Genomic DNA, 15,078 nt, shown 5'->3' on the forward strand with positions numbered 1-15,078 from the left:
GCTCCGGTGCCGCATGGAGTCGTGACCGGGATCATCTTCGCCCTGACGCCGACCATCGTCGTCGGCCTCATCTTCTGGTTCGTGATGCGCGCCATCATGCGGGCCGACCGCACCGAGCGTGCCGCGTACGCCAAGGTCGAGGCCGAGGAGCGTGCCCGGTTCGAGCGGGAGCACGGCGTCCCCGCGCCGGCGCCGGCCTCGGCCGAGTAGCGCCGCCCGACCCACGTACCGTCCGAAGGCCGTCGTCCGCACCGCGGACGGCGGCCTTCATCGTTCGCGCCCCCTCGACGGCTGTGCCCGCTCGACGGCTGTGCGCCCTCGACCGGTCACACGCCGTTCACCTCGCCGTCGCGCGCTGGGGTGAGCATCGTCCGCATGGCAACCACACATCCCTTCACGGGCCGCAGCCTCGTCGGTGACATCGAGAGCGAGTACGACGAGTTCGACCGAGACGCCGACCTCGAGGCGTCCAAGCGCCGGGACGGGTGGCTCGAACCCTCCTGGTGACCCCCACCCACTCGGTTTTCGGGGTACGACCGCCGGATTGCATCGATCCGGCCGGACGTACCCCTTTTGCATGTCCGGAAGGCGCGGCGCCACGGGGTACAGGTTCGGAAACGCGTGAGAAACACTCCTGCAACGCCGGAAACATCACGTCACACCCTTGATCCGCGGCAGTTCAGGGGACCACACTGGCAGCATCGCTGTACCCCACGGGGGACGGTTTCGATGGCGAAGCACGGAGAAGCCTGAGAATCATTCCGATCGGTTTGTGGGGTACACCTCCGGACCGCTTTACTCATCAACACCCCCAGCAACACCCCCAGCACCACCGCACGAAGCCATCACCGCCGAACGCAGGGAGCAACACCATGACGATCGCACCGGCTGCACCGAGCACCACCCGCCGCGCCACCACGAAGAAGGCAGCGGCATCGAAGACCCAGGCCGCCGAGTCCACGACGACCTCCCTCGACACCGAGGTCGAGGCCGACGAGCAGCTCGCCGGCGTCCGCGGTGCCTCCGTCGACCAGGTCGGCGACTACCTGCGCCACATCGGTCGCCTCTCGCTCCTCACCGCCGAGGAAGAAGCGCAGATCGCCCGTCGCATCGAGGTCGGCCTGTTCGCGGAAGAGAAGCTCGCGACCGAGAAGGGCCTCGCGAAGACCCTGCAGCGTGAACTCCGCTGGCTCGTCCGCGACGGTGAGCGCGCCAAGGAGCGCATGATCACCTCGAACCTCCGCCTGGTCGTCAGCATCGCGAAGCGCTACTCGCAGCGTGGCCTGCCGTTCATGGACGTCATCCAGGAGGGCAACCTCGGCCTGGTCCGTGCGGTCGAGAAGTTCGACTTCACGCAGGGCTACAAGTTCTCGACCTACGCCACCTGGTGGATCCGCCAGGCGATCTCGCGTGGTCTCGCCGACAAGGCCCGCACGATCCGCATCCCGGTCCACACCGTCGAGCTGATCAACAAGATCTCCCGCACCGAGCGCGACCTGACCGTCGACCTCGGCCGCGCGCCGATGCCCGACGAGGTCGCCGCCGAGCTGAGCATGACGGTGGAAGAGCTCGTCGACCTCAAGGGTCGCTCGCACGAGCCGGTCTCGATCCACACGGTGGTCGGCGACTCGGACGACAGCGAGCTCGGTGACTTCATCGAGGACGAGGACGCTGCGTCCCCGAACGAGCTCACCGAGACCACGCTCCTGCACCGCGACATCCGTTCGATCGTCGCCGAGCTGCCGAGCGAGGAAGCCAACGTGATCCGCATGCGCTACGGCCTCGACGACGACAAGCCGATGACGCTCGACGAGATCTCGAAGATCGTGCACACGACCCGCCAGGCCGTCAGCCGGGTGGAGTCGCGCGCCAAGCTGCGCCTGTTCGCCAAGGCGGTCTCGCAGGACATGCAGCTGTACCTGACCGACTGAGGTCAGCAGGCTTCGGCCGGCGCTCGCGTCGGCAGGGGAACCCGGGTCGGTCTGTGGGAAGACGATCCGGTGGGGTGATGGGAAGGCCCGCTCGAGCACTGCTCGAGCGGGCCATTCACGTTCGTGGGCGCCGGACGCCGGCCGGACCGCTACTGGTCGAGTTCGCGCCCGAGCTTCTGCCGCAGGTCGCTCGGGATCAGCTCGATGAGCTGGTCGGGCCGGACCGGCAGGTCGAGCAGGCTCAGCTTCACCCGACCGGTGCGTCCGTGCCGCTCGGCGTCGAGTCGGACGACGCTGCCGGCGTCCTTGCGGAGTCGGACGTCGATCTGCGCGCCGGTGGCGACCTCGCCGACGACGAGCCCGTCGACCTCGAGTGCGGCGCTCCTGGTGCCCTCGGCGATGTCGAACCGGTAGCGCTCGCGCGCGGCGAGCACCACGGCGCGGTCGATGCCCGCCATCGGGGCGACCGGGGTGACGACGGACCCGGAGAGTGCGGGGGAGAGCACCGGGCCACCCGCGGCGTAGTTGTACGCGGTGGAGCCGGCCGGGGTCGCGGCGACGATGGCGTCGGCGCGGTAGTAGCCGTAGCCGAGCCCGCCGACACTGAGGTCCGCCGACACCTGACCGGAACCGGGGCGCCGCACGATCGTCAGGTCGTTGAACGCCAGGTAGTCGGTGCGTGCGCCGCTCCAGGACAGCCGGGCCTCGAGCGCGTGGTGCGGCTCGAGCTGGTACTCGCCGGCCGACAGTCGGTCGAGCGCTGCCTCGAGCTCGGGCGGTTCGATCTCCACGAGGAACCCGACGTTGCCGTAGTTCACGCCGAGCACGGGGACCGGGCGCTTCGCCACGAGTCGCATGGCGCCGAGCATGGTGCCGTCGCCGCCGAGGGCCACGACGAGGTCGACGCGTGCGGTGAAGTCGTCGTCCTCCACCGCGGTGATGCCCCCGCCGATCCGCTGCGCGTCGGCTCGGCGGGCGACGAGTTCGCCCCGGCCGGACGCGTTCCATCGCTGCAGGGTCGTGACGGACTCCTGCACGTTCTTGGTCGGGTGGACGACGAGGCCGACGACGGGCTGATCCATGACCGGATGCTACCGAGCCGCGCTGAACCGAGGGGTGTTCAATTGCCATTGCATGCGATATTCTGAATACATGCAGATCGCTCAGCTGTCCGTCGCCCTCCCCACCGTCCGGCAGGGTCGCGAGATCGTGCTGCTCGCCGACCTCGAGTCCCACGAGACGGGCTTCGGCTTCGTCGACGCGGAGCACCTCCTGCTCGCCGCCGTCACCCTCTGCAGCGGGATGCCCCGGTTCCGCCCGATCATCGACGCGCACGGCGTGACCCCCGAGGCCGTCCGCTCCGAGATCAGCGTCTTCGTCGGTGCGCGGGCCGCGTGCCCGGACGAGCACGACCGGGTCGCCTGCACCCCGGCGGCCGCCAGGGTCCTCGCACGAGCAGCCGTCCTCGCCGGTCCGGCCGAGCGCGTCCGCCCGGTGCACGTCGTGCTGGCCGTCCTCGACGGCGTCGACGACCCCTTCATGGGCTCGGCGCACGACGTCCTCGACGCCCTGGGCGTCGAGCCGCGCCGCTTCCGGCGCGCCCTGCGCCGGGCAGCGCGCCGCGCCTGAGGCGCGACGGAACACCAGACGGGAGGCCCGTGGCGGACGCCGCCACGGGCCTCCCGTCGTCTCTTCCGTTCGCTCACTGCGCACATCGCGCAGTGAGGTCACGCCCACGGCGAACAGGGGCAGCCCGCACGGGGAGCGCTGGTTACTCTCGGAGTACGTGACCGGACTCAGACGAGACCGGACCAGCTGTCGGCTCCGTCAGAAAGGGCCAAGGGAGAGCACATGTTCGAGAGATTCACCGACCGAGCCCGTCGTGTTGTCGTCCTCGCTCAAGAAGAAGCGAAGATGCTCAACCACAACTACATCGGCACCGAGCACATCCTCCTCGGCCTGATCCACGAGGGCGAGGGCGTTGCTGCCAAGGCGCTGGAGTCGCTCGGCATCTCGCTCGACGCCGTCCGCGAGCAGGTCCAGGACATCATCGGCCAGGGTCAGCAGCAGCCGACCGGGCACATCCCGTTCACGCCGCGTGCCAAGAAGGTGCTCGAGCTGTCCCTGCGCGAGGCGCTGCAGCTCGGCCACAACTACATCGGGACCGAGCACATCCTGCTCGGCCTGATCCGCGAGGGCGAGGGTGTCGCAGCCCAGGTGCTCGTGAAGCTCGGCGCCGACCTCAACCGGGTCCGCCAGCAGGTCATCCAGCTCCTGTCCGGCTACCAGGGCAAGGAAGCGGTCGCCGTCGGCGGCGAGCAGCAGCAGAACGCGCAGCAGGGTTCGCAGGTCCTCGACCAGTTCGGTCGGAACCTCACCCAGGCCGCGCGCGACGGCAAGCTCGACCCCGTCATCGGGCGCGAGAAGGAGATGGAGCGGGTCATGCAGATCCTCTCCCGCCGCTCCAAGAACAACCCCGTCCTGATCGGTGAGCCCGGCGTCGGCAAGACCGCCGTCGTCGAGGGCCTCGCCCAGGCGATCGTCAAGGGCGACGTGCCCGAGACGCTGAAGGACAAGCAGCTCTACTCGCTCGACCTCGGCTCGCTCATCGCCGGGTCCCGCTACCGCGGTGACTTCGAGGAGCGCCTGAAGAAGGTCACGAAGGAGATCCGCACCCGCGGCGACATCATCGTCTTCATCGACGAGATCCACACGCTCGTCGGTGCCGGTGCTGCCGAAGGTGCGATCGACGCCGCGTCGATCCTCAAGCCCCTCCTCGCCCGCGGTGAGCTCCAGACCATCGGTGCCACCACGCTCGACGAGTACCGCAAGCACTTCGAGAAGGACGCCGCACTCGAGCGTCGCTTCCAGTCGGTGCAGGTCAACGAGCCGTCGCTGCCGCACACGATCAACATCCTCAAGGGCCTGCGCGACAAGTACGAGGCGTTCCACAAGGTGTCCATCACCGACGGTGCGATCGTCTCGGCCGCCAACCTGGCGGACCGCTACGTGCAGGACCGCTTCCTGCCGGACAAGGCCATCGACCTGATCGACGAGGCCGGCGCACGCCTGCGCCTCTCGATCCTATCGGCGCCCCCGGAGCTCCGCGAGTTCGACGAGAAGATCTCGACGGTCCGCGGGTCGAAGGAAGCCGCCATCGAGGAGCAGGACTTCGAGAAGGCAGCCAGCCTGCGCGACGAAGAGAAGAAGCTCCTGGGTGAGCGTCTCCGCCTCGAGAAGCAGTGGCGTGCCGGTGACGTCGCCGCGTCCGGCACCGTCGACGAGGGCATCATCGCCGAGGTCCTGGCGCAGGCCACGGGCATCCCGGTGTTCAAGCTCACCGAAGAGGAGACCTCGCGTCTCGTCTTCATGGAGAAGGCACTGCACCAGCGGGTCATCGGTCAGGAAGAGGCCATCTCGGCCCTGTCCAAGACCATCCGCCGGACCCGTGCCGGTCTGAAGGACCCGAACCGCCCCTCGGGCTCGTTCATCTTCGCCGGGCCCACGGGCGTCGGCAAGACCGAGCTCGCCAAGGCGCTCGCCGAGTTCCTGTTCGACGACGAGGGCGCACTGATCTCCCTCGACATGTCGGAGTTCGGTGAGAAGCACACCGTCTCGCGTCTGTTCGGTGCCCCTCCCGGGTTCGTCGGCTTCGAGGAGGGCGGCCAGCTCACCGAGAAGGTGCGCCGCAAGCCGTTCTCCGTGGTCTTGTTCGACGAGATCGAGAAGGCCCACCCGGACATCTTCAACTCGCTGCTGCAGGTGCTCGAGGAAGGCCGTCTCACCGACGGTCAGGGCCGCGTGGTCGACTTCAAGAACACCGTCATCATCATGACCACGAACCTCGGTTCGCAGGGCATCGCCGGTGGCCCGGTGGGCTTCCAGGTCGAGGGTGACTCGGCCGTCGGCTACGACCGCATGCGCGGCAAGGTCAACGAGGAGCTCAAGAAGCACTTCAAGCCGGAGTTCCTCAACCGCGTCGACGACACGATCGTGTTCCCGCAGCTGTCGCAGCCTGAGCTGCTGCAGATCGTGGACCTGTTCGTGAAGCGCCTGGCCGACCGTCTGCTCGACCGCGACATGACGGTGGAGCTGACCCTCCCCGCCAAGGAGCAGCTCATCAAGGTCGGGTTCGACCCGTCCCTCGGTGCACGCCCGCTGCGTCGCGCGATGCAGCACGAGGTCGAGGACCAGCTGTCCGAGCACATCCTGCAGGGTGAGCTCACCGCCGGTGACCACGTCAAGGTCGACTTCGTCGACGGTGCGTTCCACTTCGAGACCGGGCGTCAGCCGGGCCGCGAAGAGGTCCTCGCCGGCGCAGCCGCGGTCGAGACCGCGACCGACGCGCCCCAGGGTGAGATCGAGTCCTAGGACCCGACACCAGACAGACGGGAGGCCCGGTGCCAGCTGGCACCGGGCCTCCCGTCTGTCCGCGTGCGGACGTGTCAGGCCGTGATCACGCCTGCACGTCGCCGCGCCAGCCCGTGTCGGTCGGAGCCGACTCGACGCGCTCCTTGTAGTTCTGCAGGTCCTTCTTGATGGCGTGGCCACCGACGCCGACCGCTGCACCGAGCTTCTCGAGGAAGCCGGAGGGCTCCCAGTCGATCTGCGCGGTCACACGCGTCTCGTTGTCGGACAGCTTGTGGAAGGTGACGACGCCGGCGTGGTCGGTCTCGCCGTCCTTGACGGCCCAGGCGACCCGCTCGTCGGGGTGCTGCTCGGTGATGACGGCGCGGAACTCGCGCTCCTGGCCGGCGACCTTCACGGTCCAGTCGGTGGTCTTGTCGTCGACCTGGACGATCTTCTCGACCTCGTCGAGGAAGTGCGGGAACTCCTCGAAGCGGGTCCACTGACCGTACGCTGCGGAGACGGGGACGTTGACGTCGACGGTTTCGATGATCTGAGGCATGGAGTGGACGGTAGGCGGCCACGCCTGGGCGCAGCACAGCGGGGTGTCCCCCGGAGCGGTCGGGTGCCGCTCGTCCGCGCCCGGCTATGGTTGTCGGGATGACAGAGCACGGGAAGCACGCGTTCCACGAACGTGACGAGCACGGGATCCTGGTGCGTCCGGCACTCGCCTCGGACGTCCCGCACATCCAGCGGCTCATCGCCCCCTACGTCGACCGGCGCATCCTGCTCGGCAAGGAGAACGTCGCGCTGTACGGCTCGATCCAGCAGTTCCGGATCGCCGAGGGTCCCGACGGCGTCCCGATCGGCTGCGGTGCCCTCGCCGTCTTCTGGGACGACATCGCCGAGGTGCGCACGCTCGCCCTCGACGCCGACTGGATCCACAAGCGCGTCGGACACCGGATGCTCGAGGCGCTCGAACACGACGGCCGCGAACTCGGCGTCGCGCGGATCTTCTGCCTGACGTTCGAGGTCGACTTCTTCGCGAAGCACGGGTACCTGGAGATCGGCGAGCAGGTCGTCGAACCGGCGGTCTACGCCGAGCTGGTGCGATCGTCGGACGAAGGGGTCGCGGAGTTCCTCGACCTCGCCCGGGTCAAGCCGAACACCCTCGGCAACACCCGCATGCTGAAGATCCTCTGACGCTTTCGCGCGGCACCCGGCGGGGTCCCGCACCGGACATCCGCGGTTGTCTACCCTGTGCGCATGTCGTCGTTGCGTCACCCCGTCGGGCCCGAGAAGCCGGTCGTGTACTGGCGCCGTCGTGCAGCCGTGCTCGGCGCACTCGTGATCATCGTCGTGGTGATCGTGCTCATCGTCGTCGGACGGGGAGCGCGTCGACCCCGACGGCAGCGCCCACGTCCTCGCCGTCCGCTTCGGCTTCCGCTTCGGCCGGTGGTGCGTCGTCCGCTGTCCCGTCCCGTTCGGCGTCGGCATCTGCGTCGGCGTCTGGGTCGGGCGCTGCCGACGGGTCGACGTGCAGCAAGGACCAGGTCGTCCTGACGCCCGTGCTCGACAAGGAGGCGTACGGCCCCACCGAGGACCCGAAGATCGCCATGTCGATCAAGAACACCGGCACGAACTCGTGCCACCTCGACCTCGGGTCAGCGCAGCAGGTGCTGACGATCAGCTCGGGCGAGGAGCAGTACTGGTCGTCGAAGGACTGCCAGACCGGCGGCACGAACCAGGACGTCACGATCAAGTCCGGGCAGACCCTGACCACGCCCGCGATCGCCTGGGACCGCACCCGGTCGTCCACCACGACGTGCGATGCGTCCCGCCCGGCGGTCTCCGCCGACGGGGCGAGCTACCACCTGCAGGTCGAGGTGGGGAACCTCGAGTCGAAGGCCTCGGTGCAGTTCATCCTGCAGTAGCCCGGGCGCCGCGCGGGCTGGTAGCCTCGATCCAAGTGGATTGGGAATGCCCGATCGGCGTCGAACCCCCGGAACCCCGGGGGTTCTCGCTTTCACGGGTACACCTTCAGGCCCCAGCCCTTCACCGAACCAGACGGCGACTTCGGCATGCGCTCGAGGATCCGGTCCCACGCGCGGTTGGGCTGCTCGGGCTTGAGGAGATGTGTGCCGATCGGACGAGCGACGAGATCGGCGATCTGGAGCCCGGCACTGTTCGTCTGCTTGCTCGCGATCTTGAAACGGAAGGTCTCGGCCATCCCACGCATCTTCGTGGTGCTCATGATTCGGTCGAACTCGGCCTCCAACTCCCGGTCCTCGGAGCGGCCCCGGCTCTCGAAGACCACGAACGTCTCGCACCGGGACGCTCCTCGATCCTGGAGCTGCAAGAAGACCCGTTCGAGCCCGAACTCGAGCGCGACGTGGTACGGACTCGTGTCCTCCCCGACCCGGCGGACGAACTCGTGCTTCCGGATGGCGGATGCAACCACCCCGAAGCGCTCATCGAACACGGCGTCGACTCTTGCCATGAAATCGCTGCGGACGGAGGCGTTCAGGAGGATGTCGAACGGCGGAGCTGACTGACGCATCTCCCGCTCGTGGAGGACGACCATGTCGTGGTTGAAGAAGTCGAACTTGAGGCGTTGGACGAGCGGAACGATCCGGTCGACGTAGACGTCGACCAGGAAGATGCAGAACGCGAGCACGAACATCGGGTAGTCCGGATTGATGCGCGTGAGACTGTGATCTCCGCTTTCGTCGACGTAGACGATGTATCCACTGCGCACCAGTCCAACATGTCAGTGGACAGCAAACGGCCCCACCGTCCAGAGGACGACGGGGCCGTTCGAAGCTGATGTGATCAGCCGAGGACGGTGATGTTCTCCGCCTGCGGGCCCTTGCGGCCCTCGGTGATGTCGAACTCCACCTTCTGGTTCTCCTCCAGCGACTTGTAGCCGTTGCCGGCGATCGCGGAGAAGTGCGCGAAGACGTCAGCGCTTCCGTCGTCCGGGGCGATGAAGCCGAAGCCCTTTTCGTTGTTGAACCACTTGACGGTACCGGTAGATGCCATGATGGCGTTTCCTTAGCTTTCTTGCGTTCCGCCATGGTGCGATCGCACCTGCGGAGCCCCGACGTACGTCGACGGGGGTGATGCGCCACGCGGGCAGGTGCCGGCGGGACGGGTTCGGGGTCAGGCCTGATGGCCAGTGACCCTGGTAGTCCGAGTTGAGGGGCAAACCACCTCGCTCGAACGTTGAGCGCCGCCGAAGCGGTTCCATCAGGCTAGCGTGCTCTGGGCCGACTGGCTACCCGTGCGTCACTGAACGACGAAAATCTGGTGGAATTGCTCAGATGGCAGACAAGGAACAGCGCTTCCGGAGTGAACAACTCGAGGAAGCCCTCGCGAAGCAGGACGTCGCTGCGGTGGCGTTCGCGCTGCGCAACGACATCGTGATCGTCCCCCGGCTCGTGACCGGCAAGAAGGACATGCAGGTGCGGGTCTTCGGGCGCGAAGGCTCTGAACAGCGCATCCTGCTGCTGTTCTCGTCGGCGGACGCCTACACGGCGATGGTGCCGGACGAGAAGATCCGACAGGTCATGGTCTACGACGGACCGCGACTCGAAGAGTTCCTCGCCGCCCACCTCGACATGCTCGAGGGCGTGTTCTTCGACATCGCCGGGCCGAACACCATGCAGGCGACCCCGGGCGACCTACTGGCCGCATTGCGCGCTTAGGCGATCAGAACGCGCGGTCGAGCTCGCGCTCGCGAGCTGACTGCGTCATCGAGAACGCCACCCGCAGTGCTTCGCGCAGGTGCCCGGAGTCGGCGCCGAGGACGGTCGTGAAGCCGAGTCGGCTCGCCTCGTTCACCCGCTGCTTCGTGCCCGTGGCCGGACGGATCTCGCCGGCGAGGCTGATCTCACCGACGGCCGCGAGCGTGTGCGGGTACGGGCGGTCACGTGCCGCACTCGCCAGGGCCAGAGCGATCGCGAGGTCGGCTCCGGGTTCGGTGAGCTTCATGCCGCCCACCGTCGAGACGTAGACGTCGGCATCGGAGAGCTTGAGGCCGGCTCGGCGTTCGAGCACCGCGAGCAGCATCGCCACGCGTGAGGCATCGACGCCGTTCACGACCCGACGGGGCTGCGGTGCGGAGCTCGGGACGATGAGCGCCTGGACCTCCACCGGGAGCGCCCGGCGCCCCTCGAGCGCCACGGTCACGCACGTGCCGGACACCGGGGTCGCGTTCTTGGACATGAAGAGGCCGCTGGGGTCGGGGACCTCGTGGATGCCATCGCCGCCCATGTCGAAGCACCCGACCTCGTCCGTGGGGCCGAAGCGGTTCTTCAGTGCCCGGACGAAGCGGAGCGCGGTCTGCCGGTCGCCCTCGAAGTGGCAGACGACGTCGACCAGGTGCTCGAGCAGGCGCGGCCCGGCGATCGTGCCGTCCTTCGTGACGTGGCCGACGATCAGGACGGGGAGGGCGCGGTCCTTCGCGATGCGGATCAGGGTCGAGGCGACCTCGCGCACCTGGGACGTCCCACCCGCGATGCCGTCGATCGAGCTGGACGAGATGGTCTGGACGGAGTCGGCGATGAGCAGGTCTGGCTTGACCTGGTCGATCTGGCCGATGATGACGCCGAGGTCGACCTCGCTCGCCAGGTAGAGGTCGTCGTGCATCGCCCCGGTGCGCTCGGCGCGGAGCCGGACCTGGTCGACGGACTCTTCCGCGCTGACGTAGAGGACGCGTTTGCCGGACGCCGCGGCGCGCGAAGCGACTTCGAGCAGGAGCGTGGACTTGCCGACGCCGGGTTCGCCGGACAGCAGGACCGCTGCGCCGGGGACGACCCCGCCGCCGAGCACGCGGTCGAACTCGCCGATGCCGGTCTGCCAGCGCTGCACCGTCGTGCCGCGGGCTTCGGTGATGGGCCGCGCGGCTCGGGCGCCGGTGACGGCCACAGCTGCGGTGCCACGAGTACTCGCCGAGACCGCCGAGGAGTCCTCGACCGTGCCCCAGGTCTGGCACTCGCCGCACCGGCCGACCCACTTGACACTGGTCCAGCCGCACTCGGTGCATCGGTAGAGGGACTGCGGGCGCGCCATGTCGTCGAGGCTAGGCCGTGCCGCCGACATCGCCGGAGCGGTGCACCGACTCGTCGGGCAGGGCGATCGACCCCGTCATCCGGTTGCGCAACCGCTCGACGGGACTCGGCCGGTTGGCATGGTCGAGTGCCTCGGCACCGTCGGTGTCCTGCTCGGCACGAGCGTTCGCGACCGCCCCGGCCTCACGCCCGAGGTTCTCCGCCTCACGCGCCGAGAGGTAGTGCCGGATCGCCGCGACCGTGTCCACCCGGGCGTCGACCGCCGGCTCGAACGCGCTCGCCCAGACCTCGTACCCCCGGTCGTTCGGGTGGAACAGGTCGCCGTAGCTGTTGAAGAACGTGCGGCGGACCCCGACCCGCTTCGTGATCGTGTGCAGCGGCGCCACGGTCAGCCCGAACTCGGCGGCGACCCGGTGCACGATCTCGTTCGCCACCGCCACCTTGCGCTCACGGTCCGGCACGAACATGCACGGCAGCTCGGCCACCACGGCGTGCGACGGCACCGCGCCGTAGATCGCCCGGATGTTCCGCTCGAACTTGTCCGGGTCGAAGTCCGCGATGTCGTTCGCCCCGATCGACACCGTGCAGATGTCGGGTGTGTACTGCCGGAGCTTCGGCAACTGGTCGCGCTTGGCACCCCAGGTCGTCGAGCCCGAGACGCTCAGGTTCACGACCCGCACCGACTCGTGAGAACGGTGCCGGATCCGGCGCGCCAACAGACCCACGTACCCGCGCGACGGCACCGTCGCGCCGACGCCCTGGGCCGCCGAGTCGCCGATCGCCACGTACAGGAGCTGCCCCTCGTGCTGCTGTCGCTCGTGCCACCAGTCGGCGTGGATCGGCAGCATGTCGACCACCCGTTGCGCGGCCGCCCGCTGGCCCTTGACGCCGGCCCGGGCCCCGACGGCGGCTGCCCCGAGGACACCGGCCCCACCGAGGACGGACGTCAGGAGTGCGATGAGCGTGCGGGTCTTCATGTCGTGGACGGTACGCCCGCAGGCCGAGTCGACGACGTGGGCGCCCTGTGGGTGTGGGAAGAGCTGTGGAGGTGACCGCCTGTGGAGGGCGAGCCGACGTCGGGTGGCGTGACGGGCCTCCCGGATCGTGTAAACTCTTTCCCGGTACCGTGTCCGAGCGGCCGAAGGATCATGTCTCGAAAACATGTGTGGGGGCAACTCCACCGTGGGTTCAAATCCCACCGGTACCGCCACTGGGCGATTCACGGAACTCGGTGAAGAGATTCACGGAACTCGTGAAGCCCGCAACGAAGGCCCCCAGGATGCCCTGGGGGCCTTCGTTGCGCTCGGGTGTCGCGACACGATCAGTGCCGATGCGGCCAAGCGAAGGTCTCCCCACTTTGGGGACCTTCGTCCGGAAGCGCGTTGATCCGTGCTGATGGCGAAGCCTGTCGGGCCGACCGAGCTGCGAGGTTCGAGGCCGCCGGCGTTCCGTTGGGGAGGATCCGTGAGGCTTGAAGCGGGCTGGCTAGCTGCGACGCGGGGGTGCTCGGCAGGTCGGTTGACTACCGCTGGCCGCTGGCCGCTGGCCGCTGGCCGCTGGCCGGTGGCCGGTGGGCTACCGGCCATACGGCTCGTCGAATAACTTGAAGCGCCGACGCTGTCCACGTCGTAGACGAACACTTCTGCGATCTCGGCCCAGCGCCCGCCACTGACCGCCGACGCGGACGACAGTGTCCAGTCGTTGCCGACGTGTAGATCAGCGAGGAGCTGGGTCGGCGGACTGACCGCAAGCCCCCGAGATGGCAATGATTGAAGGGCTAGTGGTAGCGCCGGGTAAGCCCTCATATCACCACCGACTTCGCATTCTGTCGCCGCGGGCACAATGTGGATCGCCCTGGAAGCGCCGCGCAACGCCCATCGCCGCGGACGTGCTGTGTCCAACAGTCCCGACCCTTGGTTGACTGAAGTTCGTGATCGTGCTCGACCGCGCGGGGCGTACTGGGCCATCGTCGCCTGCATGCGTTATCGTGCGCCCATGAGCTATGCTGCGACCGTCCTGACCGTGATGATCGCGTCACCATCAGATGTCAAAGAAGACCGAGATGCAGTTGAACGCGCCATCTACAGTTGGAACGACGCCAACGCTGAAAAGCGTGGCGTAATTCTGCGCCCGTGGCGCTGGGAGACTTCCGCGGTTCCCGTTTTGGGAGCGCACCCTCAACGTCTGATCAACGCACAAGGCGTCGATCAGTCAGACGTCGTCATCGCGATGTTTGCTGGGCGGCTTGGTTCTGCTACACCGGACGCCATCTCCGGGACCGCAGAAGAGATTGACCACGCCCTCGAAGCTGGAAAACCCGTCCACCTCTATTTCTCCACCGCACAGCTTCCGGCTGACGTCGACACTGCTCAACTTGACGCGCTGCGAGCTTTTCGGAGCGATATGCAATCGAAGGGTCTACTTGGCGAGTACAGCAATGTGAGTCAACTCGAACACGAGATCTGGAAGGCGATTGAACACGACATCGCTGCCATCGAAACCTCGATGCCGGCTGAAGGGCAGCGGGGGGCCGTTGAGTTTCTCGTCCAGCCCCAGCAGGAACGCGAAATGACCGGCGCGGACAGCAAGGGCAAGCCAAAGTACGCGACACGCCACTGGCTCGAAGTCACCAATACTGGTACTGAGGACGCCCAGGGGGTGACGTTCGAATCAACCGGTCAGCCTACTTCTATGCACCTCGGGAACTATGACGATCCGACGGTCGTTCATGCTGGTCAGACTCGTCGGGTCAACACCTTCTACACGATGGGTGGCGGGCAGAGTATTCTGCGCGTCAGTTGGAAGGATGGCGACGACACTAAAACGAAGGACTTCTATGTCGATTGAACGACCGAGGCGGTTTTCCTGACCGGAAGGCGGAGATCGGCGCCGCGTCGAACCGCCGACATCTCGCGACGGGAAGGCGGCCGTTCGTTTCGGCGTGCGGCAGCGTGCGGTGTCCCGGATCGCCCAGTCCGCTTTAGCGCGGTCCGCGGCGGCCCGCGGTCCGAGGTCCGTGGGCGAGGCTGGGGAGCGCCGCGCTTCGGCAATGACGGGGCCGGTGAAGACCGACAGAAGCAGTTGGTTGACTCGGGCGGAACCTGGGATGTGGTTCTCGACGCCGGCCCAGAGGTACTCACGCTGGTTGAAGGCCGCCGCCTGCGGGGCGGCGTTGGTGTAAGCGGAGGGGTCCTCATTTGCTTACGCAGCGTCGGGATCCGACGCCGGGTCACGGCGGCGGGTCACGGCGGCGGAACGAGTTGGCCACGGTGGAGGTCGTTCCGCGCGTAGACGTCCGGACCCGCCTGCTGCGCCGTTCGCACCCCGGGGGCAAGGTGTCGGTCCGTGGTCCGCCCGAGGTCGAGCAGGAGTGCCCCGCCGATGTTGACGGCGGTCGCCGCGCCCATGTACCGGGCTGTACCGGACGAGCGAGACCTCGCGCTACCTGCGATCCGTTCCAGCCGAAGAATGTCTAAAGCGGCCATCAGGCCCCGGCTGTGGGGTGGGACTGCTGCAGGTTTGGTTGACTCGCTGGTTTAGGCCGCGAGTGCGACCTGTGGGTCGATGATCGTCTCGTACTCGATCGGGGTCAACTTGCCGAGACCGCGTTGCCGTCGTTTCCAGTGCATCCGAGCCTGCCGCAATCCAGCGCGTTCCTGCACACCAACCTGATAGCCCAACGAACGGGGCGCGATTCACGACGCCGAAGGCTGAGGATCGGGGGCGAA

The 15,078-nt window shown here is 67.6% G+C and carries 15 protein-coding genes, 1 tRNA gene and 1 pseudogene; 10 read left to right on the forward strand and 7 right to left on the reverse strand.

What is annotated here, in order from left to right; all coding sequences use genetic code 11:
- Positions 1-6 precede the first annotated feature (6 nt).
- From ACZZ0J_RS13485 to ACZZ0J_RS13495, 3 genes are all read left to right on the forward strand, one after another.
- Positions 7-210 carry a hypothetical protein gene (locus tag ACZZ0J_RS13485; protein WP_111086942.1) on the forward strand — a complete coding sequence of 68 codons (204 nt, stop codon included), beginning with the start codon at positions 7-9 and terminating at the stop codon, positions 208-210.
- Between the two features lie 165 nt (positions 211-375).
- The gene (locus tag ACZZ0J_RS13490; RefSeq protein WP_258373406.1) at positions 376-507 is read left to right on the forward strand and encodes a hypothetical protein; all 132 of its coding nucleotides are present in this window, start codon (positions 376-378) and stop codon (positions 505-507) included.
- 365 nt (positions 508-872) lie between these two features.
- Positions 873-1,931: a sigma-70 family RNA polymerase sigma factor gene (locus ACZZ0J_RS13495; protein ID WP_123671230.1), complete on the forward strand. Its 1,059-nt coding sequence runs from the start codon at positions 873-875 to the stop codon at positions 1,929-1,931.
- A 149-nt stretch (positions 1,932-2,080) separates the two neighbouring features.
- On the opposite strand, the gene ACZZ0J_RS13500 is transcribed toward ACZZ0J_RS13495, so the two are convergent.
- Positions 2,081-3,013, reverse strand: coding sequence for an NAD(+)/NADH kinase (locus ACZZ0J_RS13500; protein ID WP_111086944.1), 933 nt, complete (start codon positions 3,011-3,013; stop codon positions 2,081-2,083).
- Between the two features lie 70 nt (positions 3,014-3,083).
- Here ACZZ0J_RS13500 and ACZZ0J_RS13505 point away from each other — a divergent pair, with 70 nt between their 5' ends.
- Together ACZZ0J_RS13505 and ACZZ0J_RS13510 are read left to right on the forward strand one after the other, a co-directional pair.
- Complete coding sequence (locus tag ACZZ0J_RS13505; protein WP_463437352.1) at positions 3,084-3,560, forward strand: Clp protease N-terminal domain-containing protein; 477 nt, start codon at positions 3,084-3,086, stop codon at positions 3,558-3,560.
- Positions 3,561-3,782: 222 nt separating this feature from the next.
- Positions 3,783-6,302, forward strand: a complete 2,520-nt coding sequence (locus tag ACZZ0J_RS13510) for an ATP-dependent Clp protease ATP-binding subunit (RefSeq protein ID WP_123294552.1) — start codon at positions 3,783-3,785, stop codon at positions 6,300-6,302.
- 85 nt (positions 6,303-6,387) lie between these two features.
- On the opposite strand, the gene ACZZ0J_RS13515 is transcribed toward ACZZ0J_RS13510, so the two are convergent.
- Positions 6,388-6,840, reverse strand: coding sequence for an SRPBCC family protein (locus tag ACZZ0J_RS13515; protein ID WP_123339192.1), 453 nt, complete (start codon positions 6,838-6,840; stop codon positions 6,388-6,390).
- Positions 6,841-6,938: 98 nt separating this feature from the next.
- Between ACZZ0J_RS13515 and ACZZ0J_RS13520 the strand changes: the two genes are divergently transcribed.
- Together ACZZ0J_RS13520 and ACZZ0J_RS13525 are read left to right on the forward strand one after the other, a co-directional pair.
- Entirely contained in the window at positions 6,939-7,481 is a 543-nt protein-coding gene (locus ACZZ0J_RS13520; protein ID WP_173170102.1) for an amino-acid N-acetyltransferase, read from the forward strand.
- 365 nt (positions 7,482-7,846) lie between these two features.
- Complete coding sequence (locus tag ACZZ0J_RS13525) at positions 7,847-8,212, forward strand: hypothetical protein (protein WP_123671227.1); 366 nt, start codon at positions 7,847-7,849, stop codon at positions 8,210-8,212.
- Positions 8,213-8,304: 92 nt separating this feature from the next.
- Here ACZZ0J_RS13525 and ACZZ0J_RS13530 read toward each other — a convergent pair whose 3' ends face one another.
- Positions 8,305-9,036, reverse strand: coding sequence for a DUF3800 domain-containing protein (locus tag ACZZ0J_RS13530; protein WP_463437355.1), 732 nt, complete (start codon positions 9,034-9,036; stop codon positions 8,305-8,307).
- Between the two features lie 74 nt (positions 9,037-9,110).
- Complete coding sequence (cspE, locus tag ACZZ0J_RS13535; RefSeq protein ID WP_017887662.1) at positions 9,111-9,320, reverse strand: transcription antiterminator/RNA stability regulator CspE; 210 nt, start codon at positions 9,318-9,320, stop codon at positions 9,111-9,113.
- A gap of 281 nt (positions 9,321-9,601) precedes the next feature.
- Between cspE and ACZZ0J_RS13540 the strand changes: the two genes are divergently transcribed.
- Complete coding sequence (locus ACZZ0J_RS13540) at positions 9,602-9,985, forward strand: SseB family protein (protein ID WP_131922013.1); 384 nt, start codon at positions 9,602-9,604, stop codon at positions 9,983-9,985.
- Between the two features lie 4 nt (positions 9,986-9,989).
- Here the strand turns inward: ACZZ0J_RS13540 and radA are convergent, their stop codons facing one another.
- A complete protein-coding gene (gene radA, locus ACZZ0J_RS13545; protein WP_185021261.1) occupies positions 9,990-11,351 on the reverse strand; it encodes a DNA repair protein RadA in 1,362 nt (453 codons plus the stop codon).
- A gap of 10 nt (positions 11,352-11,361) precedes the next feature.
- On the reverse strand, positions 11,362-12,327 hold the full coding sequence (locus ACZZ0J_RS13550) for an SGNH/GDSL hydrolase family protein (protein ID WP_463437363.1): 966 nt from the start codon (positions 12,325-12,327) through the stop codon (positions 11,362-11,364).
- Between the two features lie 143 nt (positions 12,328-12,470).
- Between ACZZ0J_RS13550 and ACZZ0J_RS13555 the strand changes: the two genes are divergently transcribed.
- Positions 12,471-12,560 (forward strand) — tRNA-Ser (locus ACZZ0J_RS13555).
- A gap of 785 nt (positions 12,561-13,345) precedes the next feature.
- Positions 13,346-14,197 carry a DUF4062 domain-containing protein gene (locus ACZZ0J_RS13560; protein WP_463437364.1) on the forward strand — a complete coding sequence of 284 codons (852 nt, stop codon included), beginning with the start codon at positions 13,346-13,348 and terminating at the stop codon, positions 14,195-14,197.
- 201 nt (positions 14,198-14,398) lie between these two features.
- On the opposite strand, the pseudogene ACZZ0J_RS13565 reads toward ACZZ0J_RS13560, so the two are convergent.
- Positions 14,399-14,536: pseudogene (locus ACZZ0J_RS13565) on the reverse strand (DNA/RNA non-specific endonuclease); the annotation flags it as partial.
- Positions 14,537-15,078 lie beyond the last annotated feature (542 nt).

This window comes from Curtobacterium sp. AC272 (genome assembly GCF_979258155.1).